General features: G+C 73.7%; 13 protein-coding genes. 3 read left to right on the top strand and 10 right to left on the bottom strand.

Annotated features, from left to right (window positions below; all coding sequences use genetic code 11):
- Window positions 1–92 precede the first annotated feature (92 nt).
- Window positions 93–1,310, bottom strand: coding sequence for a signal recognition particle-docking protein FtsY (ftsY, locus tag ACZ462_RS27070; RefSeq protein ID WP_467807643.1), 1,218 nt, complete (start codon window positions 1,308–1,310; stop codon window positions 93–95).
- Between the two features lie 131 nt (window positions 1,311–1,441).
- Between ftsY and ACZ462_RS27065 the strand changes: the two genes are divergently transcribed.
- The gene (locus ACZ462_RS27065) at window positions 1,442–2,905 is read left to right on the top strand and encodes a cytosine permease (protein WP_467807644.1); all 1,464 of its coding nucleotides are present in this window, start codon (window positions 1,442–1,444) and stop codon (window positions 2,903–2,905) included.
- 234 nt (window positions 2,906–3,139) lie between these two features.
- Here ACZ462_RS27065 and ACZ462_RS27060 read toward each other — a convergent pair whose 3' ends face one another.
- The 4 genes from ACZ462_RS27060 to ACZ462_RS27045 form a co-directional block, all read right to left on the bottom strand.
- Window positions 3,140–4,573, bottom strand: a complete 1,434-nt coding sequence (locus ACZ462_RS27060; protein ID WP_467807646.1) for a sugar porter family MFS transporter — start codon at window positions 4,571–4,573, stop codon at window positions 3,140–3,142.
- Between the two features lie 267 nt (window positions 4,574–4,840).
- Window positions 4,841–9,208, bottom strand: a complete 4,368-nt coding sequence (locus ACZ462_RS27055; protein ID WP_467807647.1) for a chromosome segregation SMC family protein — start codon at window positions 9,206–9,208, stop codon at window positions 4,841–4,843.
- Window positions 9,209–9,381: 173 nt separating this feature from the next.
- Entirely contained in the window at window positions 9,382–9,597 is a 216-nt protein-coding gene (locus tag ACZ462_RS27050; RefSeq protein WP_030162422.1) for a hypothetical protein, read from the bottom strand.
- Window positions 9,598–9,945: 348 nt separating this feature from the next.
- Window positions 9,946–10,227 (bottom strand): acylphosphatase, encoded by a 282-nt coding sequence (locus tag ACZ462_RS27045; protein WP_467807649.1) that lies wholly within the window; start codon window positions 10,225–10,227, stop codon window positions 9,946–9,948.
- 135 nt (window positions 10,228–10,362) lie between these two features.
- On the opposite strand from ACZ462_RS27045, the gene ACZ462_RS27040 reads away from it, so the two are divergent.
- Together ACZ462_RS27040 and ACZ462_RS27035 are read left to right on the top strand one after the other, a co-directional pair.
- Window positions 10,363–11,253: a CAP domain-containing protein gene (locus ACZ462_RS27040; protein ID WP_467807650.1), complete on the top strand. Its 891-nt coding sequence runs from the start codon at window positions 10,363–10,365 to the stop codon at window positions 11,251–11,253.
- 77 nt (window positions 11,254–11,330) lie between these two features.
- The gene (locus ACZ462_RS27035) at window positions 11,331–11,714 is read left to right on the top strand and encodes a winged helix-turn-helix transcriptional regulator (RefSeq protein WP_467807651.1); all 384 of its coding nucleotides are present in this window, start codon (window positions 11,331–11,333) and stop codon (window positions 11,712–11,714) included.
- Here the strand turns inward: ACZ462_RS27035 and mutM are convergent.
- From mutM to ACZ462_RS27010, 5 genes are all read right to left on the bottom strand, one after another.
- Window positions 11,687–12,547 (bottom strand): bifunctional DNA-formamidopyrimidine glycosylase/DNA-(apurinic or apyrimidinic site) lyase, encoded by an 861-nt coding sequence (gene mutM, locus ACZ462_RS27030; RefSeq protein WP_467807653.1) that lies wholly within the window; start codon window positions 12,545–12,547, stop codon window positions 11,687–11,689. The two genes, ACZ462_RS27035 and mutM, sit on opposite strands and share 28 nt — an antisense overlap.
- Before the next feature lie 150 nt (window positions 12,548–12,697).
- On the bottom strand, window positions 12,698–13,504 hold the full coding sequence (gene rnc / locus ACZ462_RS27025; RefSeq protein WP_467807654.1) for a ribonuclease III: 807 nt from the start codon (window positions 13,502–13,504) through the stop codon (window positions 12,698–12,700).
- A gap of 19 nt (window positions 13,505–13,523) precedes the next feature.
- Window positions 13,524–13,697, bottom strand: a complete 174-nt coding sequence (rpmF, locus tag ACZ462_RS27020) for a 50S ribosomal protein L32 (protein ID WP_026165248.1) — start codon at window positions 13,695–13,697, stop codon at window positions 13,524–13,526.
- Window positions 13,698–13,699: 2 nt separating this feature from the next.
- Window positions 13,700–14,350, bottom strand: a complete 651-nt coding sequence (locus tag ACZ462_RS27015) for a YceD family protein (protein WP_467807682.1) — start codon at window positions 14,348–14,350, stop codon at window positions 13,700–13,702.
- A 128-nt stretch (window positions 14,351–14,478) separates the two neighbouring features.
- Complete coding sequence (locus ACZ462_RS27010; protein ID WP_467807656.1) at window positions 14,479–15,534, bottom strand: cell division initiation protein; 1,056 nt, start codon at window positions 15,532–15,534, stop codon at window positions 14,479–14,481.
- Window positions 15,535–15,564 lie beyond the last annotated feature (30 nt).

The raw sequence follows: 15,564 nt of genomic DNA, 5'->3' as shown, positions 1-15,564 counted from the left end.
CCGACACCCACACCCCCCCCTCCCCCCCGTCTATCTGTTCTCCCCTCTCCTCCCCCCCCCCCCCCCCCCCACCGCCGTATGCAGGGGGCCGGTCAGTCGCCGATCAGGGCGTCGACGAAGGCCTCCGGCTCGAACGGCGCGAGGTCGTCGGGGCCCTCCCCGAGGCCGATGAGCTTGACCGGCACACCGAGTTCGCGCTGCACCGCGACGACGATGCCGCCCTTGGCGGTGCCGTCGAGCTTGGTCAGCACGATGCCCGTGATCTCGACGACCTCCGCGAAGACGCGGGCCTGCGTGAGGCCGTTCTGCCCGGTGGTGGCGTCCAGCACGAGCAGGACCTCGTCCAGCGGGCCGTGCTTCTCCACGACGCGCTTGACCTTGCCGAGCTCGTCCATGAGACCGGTCTTGGTGTGCAGGCGGCCGGCGGTGTCGATGAGCACGACGTCGGCGCCCTCGGCGATGCCCTCCTTGACCGCGTCGAAGGCGATCGAGGCGGGGTCGCCGCCCTCGGGCCCGCGCACGGTGCGGGCGCCGACGCGCTCGCCCCAGGTCTGGAGCTGGTCGGCCGCGGCGGCGCGGAAGGTGTCGGCCGCGCCCAGGACGACGCTGCGGCCGTCGGCGACGAGGACGCGGGCCAGCTTGCCGGTGGTGGTGGTCTTGCCGACGCCGTTGACGCCGACGACCATGACGACGCCGGGGGTTTCGGTGCCGCTCTCCGTCCTCACGGACCGGTCGAGGTCGGCCCCGACCAGGGCGACGAGCTCCTCCTTCAGCAGGGCGCGCAGCTCGGCGGGGGTGCGGGTGCCCAGCACCCTGACCCGCTCGCGGAGCCGGTCGACGAGCTCCTGCGTCGGCACGACGCCGACGTCGGCGATGAGGAGGGTCTCCTCGATCTCCTCCCACGTGTCCTCGTCGAGGTGCTCGCGGGACAGGAGCGTCAGCAGCCCCTTGCCGAGGGAGTTCTGCGAACGGGCGAGGCGCGCGCGCAGCCGGACCAGGCGGCCGGCGGTGGGCTCGGGCACCTCGATCTCGGGGGCGGCCGGGGCCTCGGCCTCGGCGACGGGCGCCTCGGGGGCGGCGGCCTCCGCCTCGGGGAGGACGACCTCCTCGATCGTGCGGCGCTGCTCCTCCGCCGTCGTGGCGGCGTCCTCCCCCACCTGGGGTTCGGCGGGCGGGGCGGTGATGGTCGGCGTGCTCGGCGGCGCCGGCGGCGGCAGCTGCTTCTTCTTGCGGCTGCTGACCACGAGCCCGCTGACCGCGCCGACCGCGACCAGGGCGATGAGTACTACGGCAAGGATGAGGATGTCCATAACCGCTTCAGTATGCGCGAACCTCCGCCGGCACCGGGGCCGCGCACCGGGACCTTCCCCGCCGTTCGTGCGTTTGCGGCGGAAACTACGATGAGGGGCGAATTCCCGAAAATCACCTCATCGGAGCACGTATGCCTGCCGAGACTCCCGACGGCGCGATAGAGACCCGGGGGCTGGAACCCGTCCCCGACGCGGAGCGCACCGGCCGCGTCCGCGAACTCGTCCCCACCTGGGTCGCTGCCAACATCAGCGTGCTGCTGCTGACCATGGGCGCCGGCCTGGTGATCTCCAACGGGCTGAACATCTGGCAGGTGCTCGTCGTCGCCGTGGCCGGCCCGGTCGTCTCGTACGGGCTCGTCGGGCTGATCTCGCTGGCGGGCAAGCGCGGCGGCTCGCCCGGCATGGCGCTGTCGCGGGCCGTCTTCGGTCAGCGCGGCAACCTCTTCCCCGGCGCGCTGATCTGGATCGCCCGCTGGGGCTGGGAGACCATCAACGCGGTCAGCGGCGCGTTCGCCCTGCTGACGGTGGTGGACCTGCTCTTCGGGGTGGAGAAGAACACCGCCCTGATCGTGGTCGCTCTGCTGCTCTTCGTGGGCTGCACGTTCCTGGTCTCGGGCCTCGGCATCAGCGCGCTGCGCGCCTGCTCGACCTGGTCGACGTACCTGTTCGGCGCGTTCAGCGTGCTCGTCCTCGGCTACCTGGTCGCCGAGACGGACTGGCAGGCCGTGTTCGACCGGCCGGCCGGCTCCACCGCGATGATGGTGGCCGGCATCGGCACGATCGCCGCGGGCGGCATCAGCTGGGTGCCGTCGGGCCCGGACTTCACCCGCTACCTGCCGCGCACGGCCTCGGCCCGGAGCGTGGTCGGCGCGACGGTCGGCGGCGCGGCCGTCGTCGTGATCCCGATGGTGCTGATGGGCGCCGTCATGGCCGTGGGCACGCCGGACCTGGCGTCGGCGCAGGACCCGGTCTCCTTCATCGGGGAGCTGCTGCCCGCCTGGATCGCGGTCCCCTACCTGCTGACCGCCCTCGTCGGCATGCTGCTGATCAACTCGATGTCCATGTACTCGGCCGGGTTCACCGCGCAGACCCTGGGCATCAACGTGCCGCGCGCGGCCGCGGTCTCCGTCAACGCCGCCATCAGCCTGGTCTTCGGCTTCCTGCTGATGGTCGTCGCGACGAGCTTCTTCGGCTCTTTCATCTCCTTCCTGACGCTGCTGGCCGTGGCCTTCTCCGCGTGGATCGGCGTGTTCGGCGCCGACATGCTGCGCCGCACCTCGTACGACGGGCGGGCGCTGATGGACACGACGCGGACCAGCGCCTACTGGTACCGCGGCGGCTACGCCTGGCAGGCGATGGCGGCGTGGGGCGCGGCACTCGCCGCGGGCCTGCTGTTCACCCGGGTCGACTGGTTCGCCGGCCCCCTCGCCGACACCTGGATCGGGGCCAACGGGCTGGGCTGGGCCGTCGGCATCGTCACCTCGGGCGTGCTGTACGCCGTCCTCCCGCGCCCGGCGGCGCGGCCGGGCGGGCCGCCGGGCGGGGCCGGCGCCCCGCGGGCGGAGGCGAAGCCCGCCGCGCCCCTGTCCATCTGACACCCCCTCAACTACCGTCCCCCTTCGCCCGCGCACCGCATCCGGCGAAGGGGGACTTCGGCCTGCCCGTCACCGTGGCCCGGTTCGACCTGGTCGACCCGCACGGCACCGGGATGCCGGCGGACGAGGGCTGGCGGAGCCTGCGCCTGCTGGGCGAACGGGTGCTGCCCCGGCTCGGGAAGTGAGCCGGGGCAGCACCGCTTGCGTGAGGAGTGGGGTGGTGGCGGGGGATGGTTACCCCATCTCCTCCAACGCCTTGCCCTTGGTCTCCGGCACCCACTTGAGGATGAACGGGATCGAGAGCACGGCGAAGACGGTGTAGATCACGTAGGCGCCGGACAGGTTCCAGTCCGCGAGCGACGGGAACGTGACGGTGATGAGCCAGTTGGCGACCCACTGGGCCGCGGCGGCGACGCCGAGTGCGGCGGCGCGGATGCGGTTGGGGAACATCTCGCCGAGGAGGACCCACACCACGACGCCCCAGGAGAGCGCGAAGAAGAGCACGAAGGAGTGGGCGGCGACGAGCGCGACGCCGGCCTGGAGGTCGGGCATGGTGATGTCGTCGCCCGTGCCGGTCGTGTACGAGAACGCCCAGGCGGCGGTGGCGAGCGAGAGGGCCATGCCCGTGGACCCGATGAGGGCGAGCGGCTTGCGGCCCAGCCGGTCCACGAAGATCATCGCGATCACGGTGCCGACGATGTTGATGATCGACGTGGTGAACGAGTAGAGGAAGGAGCTCGTCGGGTCGATGCCGACGGACTGCCACAGCGAGGAGCTGTAGTAGAAGATCACGTTGATGCCGACGAGCTGCTGGAAGAGCGACAGGCCGATGCCGACCCAGACGATCGGCAGCAGGCCGAAGCGGCCGCCGAGGAGGTCCTTGAAGGTGGACTTGTGCTCGGAGCGCATCGCGTGCTCGATCTCGGCGACGCGGGCGTCGAGGTCGGTGCCGGAGCCCTCGACCTCGGCGAGGACCTTGCGGGCCTGCTCGGTGCGGCCGGCCGAGATCAGGAAGCGGGGGGACTCGGGGATGACGAAGGACAGCAGGCCGTAGAGCACGGCCGGGACGACCATGACGCCGAGCATCCACTGCCAGGCCTCCAGGCCGGCGAGTTCGCCCCGCTGGTTGCCGTCGGCGAGGTTGAGGATGGCCCAGTTGACCAGCTGGGAGACGGCGATGCCGATGACGATCGCGGCCTGCTGGAAGGAGGCCAGGCGGCCGCGGTAGGCGGGCGGGGAGACCTCCGCGATGTAGGCGGGGCCGATGACGGAGGCCATGCCGATGCCGAAGCCGCCGACGACGCGCCAGGCGGCCAGGTCCCACAGGGCGAACGGCAGGGCGGAGCCGATGGCGCTCGCGGTGAAGAGGACGGAGGCGATCTGCATGCAGCGGATTCGGCCGATCCGGTCGGCGATGCGGCCGGCGGTGGCGGCGCCGAGCGCGCAGCCGATCAGAGCGGCCGCGATGACCTGGGCGAGGGTCTCGGGCCCGACGTCGAAGCGGTCGCGGATGGCGACGACGGCGCCGTTGATGACCGAGCTGTCGTAGCCGAAGAGGAAGCCGCCCATCGCGGCCGCGGCGGTGATGAAGATGACGTGCCCGAGGTGGTCGGACCGGGCGGCGCGCCCTCCGTCCGGAGCCGGCGCCTTCTCTGTGCTGCTGCTCAAGGTGTGCTCCTGTGCCCTGCTGCGTCGGCGGGCGGGTGGGGTGTTTTTTCCTTCCAGTGGGGCACAGGTCGAAAACCGGCACCACTCGAAGGGAAGAGGCGGCGCAGCGAGCTTATGTGTTCATTTCTTGAAGTCAATAGCCGAGGGTGAACTCGGGCGGCGAGAGGTGTGCCCGGAACGCTGCGACCTGCCCGGACTGCTCCGTGGCAGGGGCTTCACTTATTGAAGGGCCGGGGCGGGGAGCGGACTCTCGAAGCCCCGGACGGCTCAGCGGAGTCGCTGGCTGATGACCTTCGAGACGCCGTCGCCCTGCATGGAGACGCCGTAGAGCGCGTCCGCGACCTCCATCGTGCGCTTCTGGTGCGTGATGACGATCAGCTGCGAGCTCTCCTGGAGCTCCTCCATGATCCGGATGAGCCGCTGGAGGTTGGTGTCGTCCAGCGCCGCCTCGACCTCGTCCATCACGTAGAACGGACTCGGCCGGGCCTTGAAGATCGACACCAGGAGTGCGACGGCGGTCAGCGACCGCTCCCCGCCCGACAGCAGCGACAGCCGCTTGACCTTCTTGCCCGGCGGGCGGGCCTCGACGTCGACCCCGGTGGCGAGCATGTCGTCCGGGTCGGTGAGGACCAGCCGGCCCTCGCCGCCGGGGAAGAGCCGCGAGAAGACTCCCTCGAACTCGCGCGCCGTGTCGCGGTAGGCCTCGGTGAAGACCTCCTCGACCCGCCGGTCGACCTCCTTGACGACCTGGAGGAGGTCGGTGCGGGTCCGGCGGAGGTCCTCCAGCTGCTCGCTGAGGAACTGGTGCCGCTCCTCCAGCGCCGCGAACTCCTCCAGCGCCAGCGGGTTGACCTTGCCGAGCTGCTGGTAAGCGCGTTCGGCGGCCTTCAGCCGCTTCTCCTGCTCGGCGCGCACGAAGCGGCCCGGCCGGTTGCGGGGGTGCTCCGGGTCCTCGGGGAGCACCTCCCCCTCGGCGGGCGGCCTCGGCGGGACCGGCTGGTCCGGCCCGTACTCGGCGACGAGGGAGCCGGCGTCCATGCCGAACTCCTCCAGGGCCCGGCCCTCCACCTGCTCGATCCGCAGCCGCTTCTCGGCCCCGAGCACCTCCCCGCGGTGCACGGAGTCGGTGAGCTTGTCCAGCTCGGCCTTCAGGTCGCGGCCGCGGCTGCGGGCCTCGCCGAGTTCGCGCTCGCGCAGGGCCTTGGCCGCCTCGGCGGCCGTACGCTCCTCCCGGGCGCGGCCCAGCGAGACCTCGATGTGGGCGAGCAGCTGGCGGGCGCCGTCCGCGACGGCGCGGGCGACCCCCGCCTCCCGGCGCAGCCGCTCGCGGCGGGCCGCGGCCCGGGCCCGCGCCTCGCGTTCGGCGCGGGCGCCCCGGTCGAGGGCGTCGGCCCGCCCGGCCAGGGCCTTGACCCGCTCCTCGTGCGTACGCAGCTGCAGGCGCGCCTCCATCTCGGTCTGGCGGGCGTTGGCCCCGTCGGCGGCGAGCCGGTCGCGTACGGCGGTGTCGGGCTCCTCCTCGCCCTCGCCGAACGGGTGGCTCTCCTCGGCGGCGGCCAGCCGTTCCGCGCACTCCTCCGCCTCGGCCAACGCCTCCTCCAGCGCGGCGCGCGCCTTCTCCGCGGCGGCGGCGCTGCGCTCGGCCTCGCCGGCGGCGCCCTTCGCCTGGCCGGCGAGGCGGCCGAGCTGCTGGGCCGTGCCGGCACGGGCCTGCTCGGCGGCCCGGCGCCGCTCCCCCAGCTCCTCGACGCGGGCGGCGCAGACCCGGCGGTGCTCGCGCGCGGCGTCCTGGGCGGCGGCCAGCTCCCGGCACTGCCCGTCCAGGCGGTCGAGCTCCGCCGCGGCCTCGTCGACGGCGGCCTGCACCTCGATCAGGCTGGGCGCACCGGCGGACCCGCCGTGGGCGAGGTGCGCCGCGAGCACGTCGCCGTCCCGGGTGACGGCCACCGCGTCGGGCCGCGCGGCGACGAGCGCCTCGGCCTCACCGAGGTCCGCGACGACGTAGTGCTCCCGCACCACCCGCGCAACGGCCCGCACCAGCTCGGCGTCCCCGCGCACGAGCCCCCCGACGGGCGTCCCGAACAGCCCGCCCTCCCGCCCGGGCTCGCCTTCGGCGGCATCCAGGCCGGCAGGAACACCCGGCGAGACCACAGGGCGGGGATCGGCAGAGGCCTCGGCGAGAGGGCCGTCGGGGACGGCAGCGCTGACGTGACGGCCGCCCGCAGCGGCTGTGGCCGCCAGTGCACCCGCGGCTTCGTGGACGGCCGGGGCGGGACCGCCCTCGGGGAACGCAGGGTCGCCGGCTGCTTGGCGGCCGGTAGCGTCCGCGGGGATGGCCAGTGACTCCGAGGCGGCTGGTGCGGCAGCTGCGTTCGAGGCGTTTGCGCAGGTGGCAGTGGCGTCGGCGGGGCCACCGCCCGAGACGGTCGGGCTCGGCGGGCGGGCCGAAGATCCGGGGGTGCCCGGCACGGCCGCGGTGCCCTCGGAGGCGGCACAGGCGCCGGCCTGAGGGCCGGCCGGCACCATCGGGGCCGCCCCGGCGGCCGGAGATCCGGGCACGACCCGTGCGGCCGGGGCGCCCTCGAAGGCGGCGGGGGCGCCGGCCTCGCGGTCGAGCGGCACCGTCGGATCTGCCCCGGCGGCCGGAGATCCGGGCACGACCCGTGCGGCCGGGGCGCCCTCGAAGGCGGCACAGGCGTCGGCCTCGCGGTCGAGCGGCACCGTCGGATCTGCCCCGGCGGCCGGAGATCCGGGGGCGGCAGGGGCGGCCGGGGCGCCCTCGGAGGCGGCACACGCGTCGGACTCCCGGCTGGTCGGCACGGTGGGAGTGGCCGCGGCTACGGCTGCGGCCGGGGGGTTGTGAGGCGGGAGCCGGTCGCCGGTGGGGGACGGGAGCACGAGTCGGCGGGGTGCGGGCGGGGTCGTGATCAGGAAGGCGGCGCGGCCCGCGTCAGCGGCGCGCAGGTGGCGGATGGCGCGGGCGGCCGCTGCCGGGGAGTCCGCCGCCAGGGCGTCGGCCGCGGCTCCGAGCGCTGCGGCCACCGCGGCCTCGCAGCCCGGGACGACGGTCAGCCGTTCCGCCGCCGGGCCGAGCAGTCCGGCCAGCCGGTCCCGGGCGGCGAGGGCCGCACCCGTGCCGTCCTTGCGGCGCAGCCCGAGCGCGAGGGCGTCCCGCCGCGCCGTGACAGCGGCCCGGGAGCGCTCCGCGGCCGTCGCCGCGTCCCGGGCCGCGGCGAGCGCCGCCCCGGCCTCCGCGAGTTCCGCCTTGGCGGCCTCGTACTCCGCGTCGGCCGCAGGCTCCTCCAGCCCGCCGACCTCCTCGGCCAGCGCCTCGTACTCCCGCCGCGCGGCCTCCGCCCGCTCGCCTGCCGCCTCGCGCGCGGCTGCCAGCCGGTCGGCCTCCGCCTGGGCGGCCCCGGCGCGCGAGCGGGCCGCGCCCAGCCGCCCGGCCAGCCGGGCCAGGCCCTCGCGCCGGTCCGCGATGGCCCGCGCCGCGTCGCGCAGCCGCCGCTCCTCCACGGCGAGGGCCCGCTCCAGCTCGGCGCGGTGCGCGGAGGTGTCCTCCAGGGCGCGGGAGGCCGCCTCCAGTGCCGTCGCCAGCTCCGCCTCCTGCTCTCGGATCCGCGCGGCCTCCCGCTCCAGGTCCTCCGGGTCGCGGCCCCGCCGCTCCTCCTCCTCCTCCTGCGGCGCGGAGGCGGACCGGACGCGGGCGTCGGCCAGGGAGGCGGTCCCGCGGACCCGCTCGGCCAGCTGCGACAGCTCGTACCAGGTCTGCTGGGCCAGCTGCAGCCGCGGGGCGAGTCCGCGCACGGCCTCCTCCAGCTCCGCCTCCCGGCGGACGGCCTCTGCGAGCTGTGCCTCGGCGGCGTCCTTGCGCTCCTTCAGCGCGGCCTCATCTGCGAGCTCGGCCTCCAGCGCGGCCCGCAGGGCCACCAGGTCGTCGGCGAGGAGCCGGAGCCGGGCGTCGCGCAGGTCGGCCTGGATGACGGCGGCGCGGCGGGCGACGGCGGCCTGCCGCCCCAGCGGCTTGAGCTGCCGGCGCAGCTCCTCGGTGAGGTCCTGGACGCGTGAGAGGTTGGCCTGCATCGCGTCGAGCTTCCGCAGCGCCTTCTCCTTGCGCTTGCGGTGCTTGAGGACGCCGGCCGCCTCCTCGATGAACGCGCGGCGCCCCGTCGGGTCGGCGTGCAGGACGGAGTCGAGCTGGCCCTGGCCGACGATGACGTGCATCTCGCGGCCGATGCCGGAGTCGGAGAGCAGTTCCTGGATGTCGAGCAGCCGGCAGGTGTCGCCGTTGATCTGGTACTCGCTGCTGCCGCCGCGGAACATGATCCGCGTGATGGTGACCTCGGCGTACTCGATGGGCAGGGCGCCGTCGGAGTTGTCGATGGTCAGCGAGACCTCGGCCCGCCCGAGCGGCGGGCGGCCGGTGGTCCCGGCGAAGATGACGTCCTCCATCTTGCCGCCGCGCAGCGACTTGGCGCCCTGCTCTCCCATGACCCAGGACAGCGCGTCCACCACGTTCGACTTCCCGGACCCGTTGGGCCCCACCACGCAGGTGATGCCGGGCTCGAAGCGCAGGGTGGTGGCGGACGCGAACGACTTGAAGCCGCGCAGGGTCAGGGACTTGAGGTGCACGCCGCCGGACTCTACCTTTCGGGTTCGGTTTCACCCGTGAAGGTGCAGGGCAGAAGTCTGGCCAAGCCCCGGCAGGCTCCTCGGCGAGGAGAGGGCGGGGAAAGGAAAGAAGGGACGCCGGAGCGTCCCTTGCAGTTTCGTGCAGGCTGGAATCGAGCGACGATGAGCGCGGATCAGGTGAGCGCAGGCTCCGCCTGGGGTACGTCGATGTCGATGCGGTCCAGAAGCGAGTCTCCGTGCTGAGCGGCGGCCGCGTTCAGCGCGTCGTTTTCGGACTGAATCCGTACGAGCTCGGACTCGAGGTCCTGGACGCGCTGCTGAAGCCGTCGCATCTCGGCGAGGAGTCGCGGGTCGGAGCCGCCGACGTAACCGAGAAGCGCCTTTGCCATGATGGATGGTCCTCCACACTGAGTGACCGACCGAAGCGGTGTGGGTCGTGAGGGTTTGCACCCGCGGATGTCCGACAGCAACTGTCAGTCACTGCGCTTAACTCTGCCAGCACTGCCAAACAGCTAGGGTGCGCGGGGCTTCCAGCGTCTCACCAAAAAGTTTGACGGTCAACACGATCACGCCCCGTATCGGCGGGCAGGCCCGTCCGCGCAGAGGACGCGGAGATCGTCCGCTCTTCCGAGCCTTCCACGCCTGCGCGCCCGCGGCAACGCATGGGGGGCGAACGCGCAGATCCGGAGCCGTGCGCGCCGCTTCCGCATGCGATCAGTACATGGTCATCCGGTATGTCAGCGGATCGCGAAGCCTTCGTAGCCGCCGCGCGGCGCCCCCCAGATTTCCGTCACCCCGTCGACCCTCCCGGGCGTGTCGCCGGAGCGGAGCCAGTCCAGCAGCCGGTGGCAATTCTCACGTTGACCTTCGGCCACGACCTGCACCCGCCCGTCGTCCAGGTTGAGGGCGAACCCGGTGACCCCGCCGATCTCCAGCGCATTGGCCCTGGTGAACCAGCGGAAGCCCACTCCCTGTACACGGCCGCGCACCCAGGCGGTCAGGCGGACATCTTCGCTCATGCGCGAACGCTATCCGCCCGGGCCCCTTCCGACCGCACCGGCCCCGGGACGCCTTGGCGTACAGTCACGCCTCAATGAACTCACCCATTTGGGCGAGTTAAGGACGATCTTCGAACCGCGAGGAAGGTACGCCGGATGGGACGCCACCGACTCCACGCCGCGCCGCGCCGCGGCGGCGCGCGCCGCACCGCCGTCCGCACCGGCCTGCTCGGCGCCTCGGCGGCCGTCGTCCTCGGCACCGCCGCCGTGACCACCGGCACCGTGCCCGTCGGCGACTCCTTCCCGTACGTCGGCGTCTCCTCCGACCGCGACGGCCGCGGCGGGCAGGCGAAGCCGGCGGCCGCGCCGCGCCCCGCGCCCGCCGAGCAGCAGGGCGGCCTGGCCAACCTGTCGGGCCGCGCCTCCAGCGCCCCGGAGACCGCCTCCCCCTCCCCGTCGGCCACACCTTCCCCCTCCGCCTCGCCGACCCCTTCCGCCTCCCCCTCGTCCACGGCCTCCCCCAGCCCGACCGCCCAGGCCCCGGAGCCGGAGCCGGAGCCGGAGCCCAAGCCGGAGAAGAGCACGCCCAAGCCGCCCGCGCCCAAGCCGCCCGCTCCGAAGCCGCCCGCGCCGAAGCCGCCCGTCCCGCCGGCCGAGCCGTCCGACGGCCACTCCGCCGAGGAGGCGGCCGTGCTGGCCCTGGTCAACCAGGAGCGCGCGCAGGCGGGCTGCGGCCCGGTCCGCGCCAACCCGCCGCTCGCCGCACTGGCCGGGGCGTTCAGCAAGGACATGGCCGCCCGCGGCTTCTTCTCCCACACCGACCCCGACGGCCGGAGCCCCTGGGACCGCGCCGCGGCCGCCGGCATATCCGGCCTCGGCGGCGAGAACATCGCCCGCGGGCAGGGTGACGCCGAGGCCGTCATGAAGGCGTGGATGAACAGCCCCGGCCACCGCGCCAACATCGTGAACTGCGAGTTCCGCACCCTCGGCGTGGGCGCTCACTTCGCGGCCGGCGGCCCGTGGTGGACGCAGAACTTCGGCTTCTGACCCAGCGCCCGGACGGAGCGCTGCCCGCCGGAAAGCGCACCCCGCGGGGCAGCGCTGTGCGGCGTTAAGCTGGCCGCATGGAGACGACGACAGGACTCCCGTTCGACGCGTTCGCCCGCGCCTGCCCCTCGCGGGAGACGCTGGAGCACGTCACCGGCCGCTGGGGCAGCCTCACCGTCGGCGCCCTGCGCGACGGCTCCTGCCGCTTCAACGAGCTGCGCCGCAAGGTGGACGGCGTCAGCGAGAAGATGCTCTCCCAGACCCTCCAGGCCCTGGAGCGCGACGGCATCGTCCGCCGCGAGGCGCAGCCGGTGAACCCGCCGCGCGTCGACTACGAGCTCACGCCGCTCGGCATCGAGGTCGCGGACAGGCTGCTCGCCCTCATCCACTTCCTGGAGGGCAGCATGCCGCAGGTGCTGTCCGCCCGGGAGGCCTACGACGCCGGGCGCGGCGGCCGCTGACAGCGCGGGCAGAAGTAGCTCGACCGGTTCATCCACGGGCGGCGGCGCATCGGCGTGCCGCACCGCCGGCACGGCTGGTCCTCGCGCCCGTAGGCGTCCAGCGAGCGGTCGAAGTAGCCGGACTCCCCGTTGACGTTGACGTAGAGGCTGTCGAAGCTGGTGCCGCCGACCGCGAGGGCCGCGTTCATCACGTCCCGGACATGGCCGAGGAGTTCCGTGCTCCGGGGGCGCGTGAGGGTGGCGGTGGGGCGCTCGTAGTGCAGCCGGGACCGCCACAGCGCCTCGTCCGCGTAGATGTTGCCGACCCCGCTGATCAGCGACTGGTCGAGCAGCGCCCGCTTCAGGGTGGTCCGCCTGGCCCGCAGCGCGCGGTGGTAGACGGTTTCGTCGAACAGCGGGTCCAGGGGGTCGCGGGCGATGTGCGCGATGACGTCCGGCAGGCCGTCGGCGGTGGTCGCGTGCAGGGAGAGCCCGCCGAAGGTGCGCTGGTCGACGAAGCGGAGCTCGGTGCCGGCGCCGTCCGCGAACCGCACCCGGATCCGCAGGTGCTTCTCGTCGGGGGCGTCCTCGGGCTGGACCAGCAGCTGTCCGCTCATGCCGAGGTGGCCGAGGACAGACAGCTCCCGGCCCTCCAGGGGCAGCCACAGGTACTTGCCGCGCCGCTGCGGCACCCCTACGGTCTCGCCGCGCAGCCGGTCCGCGAAGTCCGCGCCGCCGGCGGTGTGGCGGCGGACGGCGCGCGGGTGAAGCACCTCCACGGAGGCGATGGTCCGGCCGGCGACCCAGCGCGCGAGGCCCCGCCGCACCACTTCGACCTCGGGCAGCTCGGGCAAGGTGTTCCTCCTGGCGGGCGCGTTCTCCGGTGCTCTGCCCGCGAGCCTACCGGCCCGCCCCGCGCGGCTGCCGGGCTCCCCCGGGAACGGCTCCGCCCGCCCCTGCGCGGCAGGAGCGGGCGGGCCCGAAGGAGGAGGAACCGGCCGGCGTCAGAGTTGCGGCGCCGGATCGGCGGGGGTCGGCGACCCGCCGTCCGCGGCGGCCGCCGCAGCGGCCTTCCGCTCGTCCGCGGCGGCGCGGATGCCGCGCCACGCGGACTCCGCCGCCTGCTGTTCCGCTTCCTTCTTGCTGCGGCCGGTGCCGGTGCCGTACGAGACACCACCGACGCGGGCGGCAGCAGTGAACGTCTTCTCGTGGTCCGGACCGGTCTCGGTGACGAGGTACTCGGGCACGCCGAGCCCCTCGGCCGCCGTCAGCTCCTGGAGGCTGGTCTTCCAGTCCAGGCCGGCCCCGAGGTTCGAGGACTTCTCGATCAGCGGGTCGAAGAGCCGGTGCACCAGCTCCGAGGCCGCGTCGAGGCCCTTGTCGAGGTAGACCGCGCCGATCACCGCTTCGAGGGTGTCGGCGAGGATGGAGGCCTTGTCCCGGCCGCCCGTGCCCTCTTCGCCCCGGCCGAGCCGGATGAACGAGCCGAGGTCGAGGCCGCGCCCCACTTCCGCCAGCGCACGCGAGTTGACCACCGCGGCCCGCAGTTTGGCCAGCTGGCCCTCGGGCAGGTCGGGGTGGGTGTTGTACAGCGTGTCCGTGACCACCAGGCCGAGGACGGAGTCCCCCAGGAACTCCAGGCGCTCGTTGGTGGGCAGGCCGCCGTTCTCGTAGGCGTAGGAGCGGTGGGTCAGTGCACGCACCAGAAGGGCGGACTCGAGTCGATACCCGAGCCGCCCTTCCAGAAGCGTGTGGGACGAGGCCGCGTTGTTACTGTCTGCCTGCTTTTCAGCGTTGGACAGTTCAGACATTGCGCCTCTCACCAGCCGCTCAGACCTCGAGGACCTGGCGCTTGTTGTAGGTGCCGCAGCTCGGGCACGCGATGTGCTGCTGCTTCGGCTCCTGGCAGCGCTCGCACGAAACCAGGGTGGGGACCGCAGCCTTCCACTGCGACCGGCGGTGGCGCGTGTTGCTGCGCGACATCTTCCGCTTCGGAACAGCCACGGCTACTTCTCCTGCTTCTCGGCGGCGCTCTGAACGTCGTCAGATGCAGTGCCGCTCATGTTGTCCTTCTCGCCGCCCTGATCGGTCACGACGAGTTCCTGCAAAGCCGCCCAACGGATGTCGACGGCGTCGTGGTGGTGCTCCGGGTCCTCGTTCAGGCTGGTCCCGCAGTCGGGGCACAGTCCGAGACAGTCCTCCCGGCACACCGGCTGCAGCGGCAGTGCGAGCACCACCGCGTCCCGCAGCACGGGTTCGAGGTCGAACAAGCCGTCCTCAAGGTAGAGCGTGTCCTCGTCGTCCTCGGCGTCGTCGGCCGGCTCCGCCTTGGGGCGGCCCCGGTCGTCGGCGTCAGGGTACGAGAACATCTCCTGGAAGTCCGCCTTGAGCTCGCGCCCCACGGACTCCAGACACCTTACGCACTCCCCCTCGGCCGATGCACGGACGGTGCCTGTGACAAGCACCCCTTCCATCACCGACTCCAGGCGGAGGTCGATCTTCAGCGGCGCACCCTCCGGCACACCGATGACTCCGGCCAGACCGAGGTCCGCCGGAGCCGGGATCTCGCGGGACAGCCGCTGCATGGCACCAGGACGCCGACCCAGCTCGTGCGTGTCGAACACGAGGGGGTTGCGGTGGTCGAGGCGGGTGTTCAGGGCCGTTCCTGCTTTCGGGGTTCACTGAAGATCGAGAGCGCCGCCGCTCAAGGGCAGCGCGGATCGCGACGGATACGCGCGACCGAACAGTCAGGATACCCGCAGCCCCGCCCTGAGCCCAATCCGGGTCAGCGCCCCTGCTCGTACTGGCGCAGCTGGTCCAGGTTGATCATGCTCGTGTCGAAGAAGCTCGTCTCGTCCAGGGCCGCCTGCTGCTGCGCGTACGGGTACCCGGCCGCCGCGCCCGGCGCCCCGTACGCGGCGTAGGGGTCGGGCTGGCCGCCGTACGCCGCGGCGTAGGGGTCGGGCTGCGCGGCGGCCTGCTGCCCGTACGCGTACGGGTCCTGGTAGGCGTAGCCGTCCTGCCCGCCCGGCTGCGGGTGGCCGTACCCGCCGTACACCGGCTCGGCGGCCGCCTGCGCGGGGATCACCGGGGCCGGCGCCGCCGCGGGCTCCGGCTCGGCGAGGCCCGCGAGGAAGTCGGCGTCGCTCGCGGCGCGGGAGGGCTGCGCCCCCTCGGCGTCCCGGGCGGCCACGTGCGCGCCCAGGTCGTCCGCGGGGACCCGGCCCAGCAGCTTCTGGCGGCCGCGGCCGACCGCCTCCAGGGTCTTCGCCAGCACCGCCTCGATGGTGGCCAGCTTCGCGTCCGCGTACGCATCCGCCTGCCGGCGCAGGGTCTCCGGGTCGCCGCCGGGCTCCGGCGCGTCCGGGTCCGGGAGGCCCTCCTCGTCCAGGCCGGGGCCGCGGCCCAGCAGCTTCTCCCGGCCGCGGTCGACGGAGCCGAGGGTCTTGGTCAGCACGGCCTCGAAGTTGGCGAGCTTGGCGTCGACGTAGTCGTCGGCCTGCGCGCGGATCTCCGCGGCCTCCCGGCCGGCCTCCGCCAGGATCCGGTCCGCCTCGTCCCGGGACAGGCGGGCCACCTCCGAGTCGGAGACCAGCACGGCGCGCTGGGCGTGCGCTGCCCCGACGATCCGCTCCGCCTCCCGGCGGGCCTCCTCGACGACCTGCTCCCGGCCGCCGAGCACCTCCTCGGCGCGGGCGAGGGAGCCGGGCAGCGCCTCGCGCAGCTCCTCCAAGCGGGCGAGCAGCTCGGCGCGGTTGACGACGCAGGAGGCCGACATGGGCATGGACCGGGCGCCGCCGACGGCCGCGACGATCTCGTCGAGCTTCTTGTGGACGTCCATGGCGGCTCGCACTCTCTCGGCCTCGGGGCG

This window comes from Streptomyces sp. NPDC031121 (assembly GCF_055570615.1).
Note: the sequence above shows the minus strand (reverse complement) of the source record. Positions and strands in the feature narration are given on the sequence as shown.

Coding starts and splice junctions, on each gene's coding strand:
- ftsY (WP_467807643.1), bottom strand. CDS start 1,310: ATGGACATCCTCATCCTTGCCGTAGTACTCATCGCCCTGGTCGCGGTC.
- ACZ462_RS27065 (WP_467807644.1), top strand. CDS start 1,442: ATGCCTGCCGAGACTCCCGACGGCGCGATAGAGACCCGGGGGCTGGAA.
- ACZ462_RS27050 (WP_030162422.1), bottom strand. CDS start 9,597: ATGGCAAAGGCGCTTCTCGGTTACGTCGGCGGCTCCGACCCGCGACTC.
- ACZ462_RS27045 (WP_467807649.1), bottom strand. CDS start 10,227: ATGAGCGAAGATGTCCGCCTGACCGCCTGGGTGCGCGGCCGTGTACAG.
- ACZ462_RS27040 (WP_467807650.1), top strand. CDS start 10,363: ATGGGACGCCACCGACTCCACGCCGCGCCGCGCCGCGGCGGCGCGCGC.
- ACZ462_RS27035 (WP_467807651.1), top strand. CDS start 11,331: ATGGAGACGACGACAGGACTCCCGTTCGACGCGTTCGCCCGCGCCTGC.
- rnc (WP_467807654.1), bottom strand. CDS start 13,504: ATGTCTGAACTGTCCAACGCTGAAAAGCAGGCAGACAGTAACAACGCG.
- ACZ462_RS27010 (WP_467807656.1), bottom strand. CDS start 15,534: ATGGACGTCCACAAGAAGCTCGACGAGATCGTCGCGGCCGTCGGCGGC.